Origin of the sequence: Hominilimicola sp. (assembly GCF_046972485.1) — a bacterium.
Classification (GTDB): Bacteria; Bacillota; Clostridia; order UBA1381; family UBA1381; genus Hominilimicola; species Hominilimicola fabiformis.
In genome coordinates, this window is the sequence record NZ_JBKVWU010000099.1 from 1 (window position 1) to 8,226 (window position 8,226).

Consider the following 8,226-nt stretch of genomic DNA (forward strand, 5'->3'; position numbering starts at 1 on the left):
CCATAAGATCAACATTGTATGCCATACCAAAAGCGTATGCGGCATATGGGAATGCAAATACCTTTCCGTCCTTCGATACCAATCTCATAATATTCTTATTGAATTTATCTGCAAGTTTGTACTTTTCTAAAGCTGCTGTCAAATCGGATGAATATCCTGAGGCAATAATCTGAGGAGCTTCCGTAAAGTTGGTTTTGTATACTGTCGGAAGCTGACCACCTGCAGTTTTAGCATAAAAGCTCTTAAGTTCAAACTGCCATGAATCGGGCTTGACTTCTATGTCGGAATTAGCCGCTTCAAACTTCGCCTTTGAGTCCTCCATATTATCTTTCTCAATGCCATCCTTGCTCGGCCAATCTCCCACTGTTATAATCGTCTTACCATCAGCGCTCTTGCTTGGACTGCCTGAACCACATGCTGAAAGCATCATTGCAGCCATAATTACCGAAACCGCTACTGCGGTTATTTTCTTTATCTTATTATTCTTCATCATTTTTATTATCCTTTCTCGTTTTATTCAATAATTTTTAATTCTTTTTTAATAAACTTGTCAATAAACAATTTCCACTCCATCAGGTGCCGTGACATTTGTATTTGTTTTATCATCCACACATCTGCATTCTATTCTCACAATTCCGTAAGGTGTCGGAAAATCTATATTAACCCATTCAAGTCCTGCAAGATCGGGACAAATCTTAATTTTCTTACACCCCGGCTCTAAAATTTCAATTCCAGCGATATTCTCAGATAAAAACGATGTCGGACCGCTTGCCCATCCATGACATAAACTGAGTCTATATTGTTTATAACAATGTTCGCCAAAATCGCCATGAATATCGTCTTTGCCATCATGGACAATTTCATCGATTCTTGCTGCATTTTTTGCCCATTTCATATTAAATTCTTCCCAAAATGTAGTTGCACCAAGATTGAGCATTGCACCCCAATAGTTTCTTATAATGTGAAGTGCTCTTGAATTGTTTCCCATTTTAGATAATGCCTTCAATATGTAAAATCCCATAAAGCACGACATTTCATTTTCAGTTGTGCTTAATGTCTTATCAACTGATTTTTGAGAGCTTCTTTGAGCAAGTACAGTTAATGCGGCAATACGATTATTTAATTCCAACTCATCATCGACCTTTTTATTCTTTAAAAAATCATAATATACTTTACATTTTGCTGAACATTCTACCTCATCCATGATCTCAAGCATTTGCTTTAAATATTTTAATGCAATGCAAGCAATTGATTTAACACCTTCTATTTCACAGTCCTGCCCTCGGCTACTCCAGTCAACAAACAAACCGTCAATATTATCTAATTTGAAATCAGCATCAATAATATGGAACATTTTATTTGCAACATCAATCATGTAATCACGTTGTTCGCTGAGATATTCTATGTCTCCCCAATGCATATATAAATCATAGTGAATAATTACCCACCAAAACGTATATGTTGGAATACCATTCATCCAATCGCCTTTTGTTTCATTTTTTATGAGGTCAAGACTTCGTCTAACACATTCATCGTTTCCAAATACAGACTTAATAACCGATGTTTCTGGATGCATATCTCCTATCCATACAAGTCTGTCGCGTTTTACTCCATCCCAAAGATACTCATGCATATTCAACTTAACTGTGTACACGCCTGTTTTCCAAATTTCATTCAAGAGTTCATCATTACATTCAAAATTCCCCAAAGATTCAACATTTCTTATATCATTAACTGCCTGTATACTTCTAACCGAAATGTCACCATTGATTGCTTCAAGCTTTATAAATCTAAAACCTGTTTCGCCAAATCTTTGAGTACTCATATAAACAGCATCTACGGTCATATCCCTAATAGAGTGGTTATTTTGAGCATTCTTTTTCCCAAAATCAGACAATGACTCCATAACACTTTCGCCAAAAACCATTCTTATCTTTGCATTATCACAAGATACGGATTGTATTGTAAGAACAATTCCCCCATTTAATTCTTTGCCAAAATCCAGAAGAATATGTCCTCCTTTTTTTATCTTAATACAGTTTATATCATTAAAAACGGCTTGATTAAGATTGCTTTTTAGTATATGTATGGAATTAATAATGTCTTTCTCACAAATAATTCTTTTAGGCTTAATGTATTCATTCATATTATATCAAATCCATTCTTTAATTTGTCAAGTGATTTCAGCTATTTTCAAAGCTGTTTTTGGGACTTTTTACTGTATTGCATATTCAAAATGCGGGCATATCGGAACTATATTGTCAAAATTCTCCCACACGAAAATTCTGTAATAATCAGTATCTTGATTATATGTAATATCAGATCTTATAATCTCACCGGCCGTTATAGACTGCATATCAACAACAGTCATCTCATCATTTTTGTACTGTGCAAATATCAATTGTGCATCTTTAGATGAACATACCATTGTGCTGTTACCATTCTTTGCAATAAATGCACCATCATTGTTTGAATATTCATCCGTGTCTGTCCTATATACCTTAGCGCTGTTCTCTGATGCTACAACCGGATTTAAATCAGTCCCGATTTTCTGGGTAAATATAAAATCGCTTGCAGCGGCATTTAAGCCATATGCAACTGCTCCACTGGCAAACTGCTCCGCAGATGCTGCCATGCTTACCGTTGGATTTACAAATTCCTCACCCTTTTTGGTACCATTTTTAAGATACCAGCAATTTGTAAAAGTCGATTGTTTATTTGCTAAAGGATCCGCATTTTCTCCGGCGCTCTTTACAATAGCATTGCTGTAGCTATTATTTATATTAACCATTACACCATCAACACCATTAGCAACAAATCCTGCAGCATAATCTCCTGTTGCCTCAACATCAGCAAGATTCATACATTTTTCAATAGTTACCGTGCCTGTATCACCTGCAGTATTTGAAATAAGTGCAGCAGCATTACTTTCCATTTTGACTGCTCCGTCAATAATAAGATTTTTTATGACTGCACCATCTCTGGCAGATTCAATCATTGAATTTCCGCGAAGAGTAATCTTATGGTTATTTCCGTCTATTGTTCCAGCAAAATTCATTAACTGCGGGGTGTTTCTGTTCCATTCAATATCCGCCATAAGCTTTGCACACGCTGATGAATCTGTGCTGTTTACTATATCGGCATAATTCTTGTAATCCGTAATGGTATTAATAAAATATATTTTTTGTTCTGTTTCCTCTGGATCAAACGCAGTATATTTTACAATAGGCTTCCAGTAAACCTGAGCGGCTGTACGATTTCCTCCACAGTCTACCTCATGATATATTATGTCTCCCTTATTTACATGTATTCCTTCTATCACATATGCTTGGAAGCCATTTTCATGATTTTGTTGATTAGTAAAAGTCCATTTCGCATCTGTCTCGTCATTTTGCTTTAACTGTTCATCATTTATTCGTATAGCTGCGGTTATGTCTGAACCGTTCTGATCTTTAGACGGATTCTCACGATATACAATGTCTTGCGTTGCACGTAGCGTTACGGTTCCCGAAAACGGCGCTTTCCACGCAATTGACGTCGTCGCGTTAACATCTCCCATTACAAAATGTTCGTTTACATATGAACCGTCCCATGAACCATAAATTTGGTTTGTCTCGTTCCAAGCAATCTGTGTATATTCACCGCTTGCCTTATCTTTCTTTAAATAATACCAGCCGTCATAACCTTGCAAACCGTTACTGTTTGTATACGCATCCGTCTTTTCATATTCCTTCCTTGTTGGATCAAATTCCTGCTCTATTTCCGTATATGTTATGACAGGTTTCCAGTATATTTCTGCACCAGTATTGTTTGTTCCGCAATCTACCTCGTGGTATATCATATCTCCTTTATTAATGTGAAGGTTTGTCACAGTATATGACTGATTTCCAGAACCATTATAACATGTGTTATCAAATACCCACTGTGTTTTTTGATTGTTATCGTCTGTTAAAATTTCATTATTCAATTTCATTGTTGCAATTACATTTTCACCTGTGGGGTTTGGTCCGTCACGATACACAGTATTATCCTGAGCAGTCAGTGTTACCGTACCGGTATACGGTGCTTCCCAACCTACTACAGTCGGAGCATCATAACCGGGTACTATAAAATGTTCGTCAACACTTTCGCCTCCGATACCTTTAAATTTATTGTCCGTCCATGTCATGTCTATGTATGCGCCCTTACTGTCCTTGTACATAAAATACCAGCCGTCTTTGCCTTGTTCTCCTTTGCAGGACGAATAGGCATCCGTTTTTTTATAGACAGATACCATATCCGCAGCAGACACGCTCACGGTGGCAGCCATGCACTGCATTGCGGCGATAATCGCCACTGATGTGCTTAAAAGCCGCTTTGCTAAACTTTGTTTCATAAAAAACACTCCTTTTGTAATAAAATTTTATATAATTATTCTCTGATAATTATTCTACTTTATTGAATATGGCATTGCCGTATTCTCTCCTATTAGTTTAATATTTGTTATATCGTTTTCGTTTACTTCACAGCCTGTAATATTTATAACTGCAGAAACATTTTGTTTATATGAAAAATCTACACCATCTATTTGGGCTATGTTTGAATTTGATATTGTTATAGGAGATACATCTCTGTCGAACTCGGCATTGCTTTTTATAGTATTGTTAAGCATATACAGACCATTTACAGAATTTATTCTTATTGAACCATTTACACTCGGTACATCTATTGTATTATTTTCTATAAGCACTCCGTCTATGGCTTTTTGGTCGCCTTGCCGCGCATACCATGAATATATATTTAACGGACTATATTTTGAACTGATACCATCGCTCTTAACGGTATTATTCCTGAACGTAAGCGATGACGGGAACAGTCCTTCGTTAACTCCGCCGTGAATTTCATTTGCCGCTTCAGTTGCCGCCCCAACATTATTCTCCATATAATTGCCTTCAATAATCGAATTTTCAGATCTGATTATATATGCATGCCGTCTTGAATTGGTAAGTCTATTGTTTCTTACAATATTACCGTTATTAGCAGCATTCATATTGTATATTACAGTCGGATTACTCGCATCTTCGGTCGAAACAACTCCTTCAACTGTTCTATCCAAGGTTAACCTATACATTCCATTCTCGGTTTGCTCCACCTTTGTCAGAAAAGCTTTGCCTACCACTGCATGATTTGACACATCAAAAAACTTTATTTCATCGCCTATCTTACAGAACATATCTCTTGACGTTTCATAAGTATAATTATCAATTATTTTTACTATTTCACCGCAATATGCCTCTGTATTTATAAGGTCATCAAGCGAATTATTAAGATTACAATTTTCAATAATAACGCCAAATCGATTGGTTGACAAATGAATTCCGTCCGCTGCTGATGTTATAAGTGAATTTGGTGTTACTGACATTTCGCAATTCTGAAACACTATTCTTCCGTCACAATAAGCTACAGGCGCAAACATCAAAAGCGCTCCATTAGTTTTTATCCCATCGAATGTAACATCCTTACTGTAGCTTACCGCCAAAAAATCCGGACGTCCGTCTTTGTTGTATTCTCCGAAATCATATGAGTTCCAGCGACTCTTAAACACAAAACGATCGCCTATATTTATGATAGGAATATACTGTTCAAGTGAATGCTTGAATGTAATCTTATATTCTCTGCCTTGTACATGTTCTATCGAATTTATCCAAAGTGCATCAAACGGCATAAATCTCGGTGATACATTCTCAGGCTGCATAATATAGCCAAAAATCCATGGTCCTTCTGTTGGATTTGTGCAATAATACTTCGCCCATGCATCATCTGCCGGAAGATGAATTTCCTCTGGAATGTCAATGTACAAAGCATTTTCATTAACACTTTTTGATTTGATGGTTCCCCAACTTATTACTTCTTCGTCATACTTAACAGTCAAGTTTTTCACCTTAATATTTGTACATCCCTCAATATCTATGAGACCATTTGTTGGTCTTTCGAATACGAGTGTACTTCCATTTCCATCTATCGTAAAATTATTTATATTATCTAAATCAAAAAGCGCAAATGAATCCTGCTTCTCATTTATTTTATATGTTTTCCCTGCCTCGAACTCCAGCTTAGACGGTGTGCCCTGTTCTGCCAACGCGACAGCTGCATTAAATGCAGCAAGAACCGCATCTCTGTCATATTCACTGTCATATGCACTGCCATCCCCTATACCACTGTAATCCTTCACATATACCGTCACCTGTGGTTCGGGATAGTTCGTCCCCGTTTCTATTATGATTAAATCTTCAAATCTTTTATACTCAACCGTCCACCCCGTTGTCGGCATTAGTGAACTGATCGGCACATACAACTTTCCGCCTAACAGTCTTGGAGTTCTCTCCAACATAAGATGTCCGTCACCATATTTTGCCAACCTATTATCTGCCTCGTATTCAAGCTGAATGTCACCTATGTTTAATCTATATCCTCTTGCCTCACCGCCTGCTATTTTTGCAATGTCTTCTATTGCAATGCTCGGATATTCGTCAACAAGCATAATAGGGCATTTCGTTTTTTGACCGTCAAAACTTACCGTCATTATTGTTGTACTATCAGGAGCATCTATAAATGGTTCATAAACGATAGACTCACAAAGTGGAATAATCTCATTGCTGTTATTACAAACAAACATTTTCCTCTCAACATTTTCCGCTTTTTCAGTCAAATTGGTTCTGTATATTGAATTTGCATCAAGCTCAGCACATTGCACTGATACTAACATGCCATTGTCATAGTCATAGTCTGCTATCACTATAAATGCTTTCTGATCTGCACAGAACGCCGCACTATCAACTCCTAATGCCGCAAATAATCCTTCTCCGTTTTTGTATTCATTGTCTGACTTATATACAACTTTTTTCGCATCCGATATTCCCACAGGATATAAATTGTTACCTATATCCTGTCCAAAAGCAATATCCCCAGCGCTCTTATTTAAGTTGTATGCTATTTCTCCGCTTGCAAATCGTTTTGCTGACGCTTGTGTTCCTCGCGGTGTATTTATAACGGTTGTTTCATTTATCTTTGTACAATCCGATAGATAATAACTATTTTCACAATTAATAAATACACTTTCATCTGAATTTGCAAACGCATTTGCCGTATTGCCCATGCTGATGATTAAGCCATAATTATAGCTGCTTTTAATTTTTAAAACACTATTCCTGCCAACATATCCAACGAAGCCTGCCGCACTATTACATGAAGAATAAATATTTGCAAGATTTGCACAGTTCTTTATGATTACACCTTGCTCCGCAGCATCTATATTTCCAATAAATGCAGCCGCATTGTTTTCTGCTCTCACTGTTCCATCAAGCGTAAGATTTTTTATGACGACACCATTTTTCGCCGATTCAATCAGTGAATTACCATGCAATGTAATCTTATGGTTATTTCCGTCTATTACCCCCTCAAAATTAATCAACTGTGGTGTGTTTCTGTTAAATTCAATATCAGTCATAAGCTTTGCGCAGGCTGAAGGATTTGTGCTGTTCACTATATCAGCATAATTCTTGTAATCTGTAATAGTATTAATGAAATATGTGTTTTGTTCTGCTTCATCAGAATCAAATTCGGTATATTCCACAATCGGTTTCCAATATACTCCGGCTCCGGTCATGTTTGTTCCGCAATCTACCTCATGATATAGCATATCACCTTTGTTTACATGAAGATTTGTTACCTTGTATGTCTGATTGCCATATCCATTATAGCATGCGTTATCAAATACCCACTGCATCTTTTGACCATTATTGTCTATTAATATTTCGTCATTAAGTCTTAATGTTGCAGTTACATCACTACCGTTAGGATTCGGTCCGTTTCGATAGACCACATCATCTTGCACTGACAAGTTTATGTTTCCCGAATAAGGCGCTTTCCAACAAAGAACTGCCGGTGTATCATAACCCGGACTTATAAAATGCTCGTTCACATACGCCCCGTCTAAGCTGTACTGATTTCCATCCCATTTAAGATATGTATATTTATTACTTTCTTTATTTCTTTTTAAATAGAACCACCCATTATAGCCTTGTACCCCATTACCATCCATGTATGCGTCTGCCTTTTTATAAATTGTCTGTGTTTTGTCGGGTATTGTTTCTCTTGCCGTATACGTTATAATAGGTTTCCAGTAAATTGCAGCGCCGGTATTGTTTGTTCCGCAATCTACCTCGTGGTATATCATATCTCCTTTAT

General features: G+C 36.8%; 4 protein-coding genes. All 4 read right to left on the minus strand.

Annotated features, from left to right (window positions below; all coding sequences use genetic code 11):
- On the minus strand, positions 1 to 493 hold a 493-nt coding region (locus ACLTU0_RS09255; RefSeq protein WP_412322160.1), incomplete at its 3' end, for an ABC transporter substrate-binding protein.
- A gap of 57 nt (positions 494 to 550) precedes the next feature.
- Positions 551 to 2,146: an alpha-L-rhamnosidase C-terminal domain-containing protein gene (locus ACLTU0_RS09260; RefSeq protein ID WP_412322161.1), complete on the minus strand. Its 1,596-nt coding sequence runs from the start codon at positions 2,144 to 2,146 to the stop codon at positions 551 to 553.
- 69 nt (positions 2,147 to 2,215) lie between these two features.
- On the minus strand, positions 2,216 to 4,375 hold the full coding sequence (locus ACLTU0_RS09265) for a hypothetical protein (protein WP_412322162.1): 2,160 nt from the start codon (positions 4,373 to 4,375) through the stop codon (positions 2,216 to 2,218).
- 54 nt (positions 4,376 to 4,429) lie between these two features.
- Entirely contained in the window at positions 4,430 to 8,215 is a 3,786-nt protein-coding gene (locus ACLTU0_RS09270; RefSeq protein ID WP_412322164.1) for a hypothetical protein, read from the minus strand.
- Positions 8,216 to 8,226: the final 11 nt, after the last annotated feature.

What these genes read in the sequence shown, in the direction of transcription:
- ACLTU0_RS09260 (WP_412322161.1), bottom strand. Translation starts at nt 2,146, where the DNA reads ATGAATGAATACATTAAGCCTAAAAGAATTATTTGTGAGAAAGACATT.
- ACLTU0_RS09265 (WP_412322162.1), bottom strand. Translation starts at nt 4,375, where the DNA reads ATGAAACAAAGTTTAGCAAAGCGGCTTTTAAGCACATCAGTGGCGATT.
- ACLTU0_RS09270 (WP_412322164.1), bottom strand. Translation starts at nt 8,215, where the DNA reads ATGATATACCACGAGGTAGATTGCGGAACAAACAATACCGGCGCTGCA.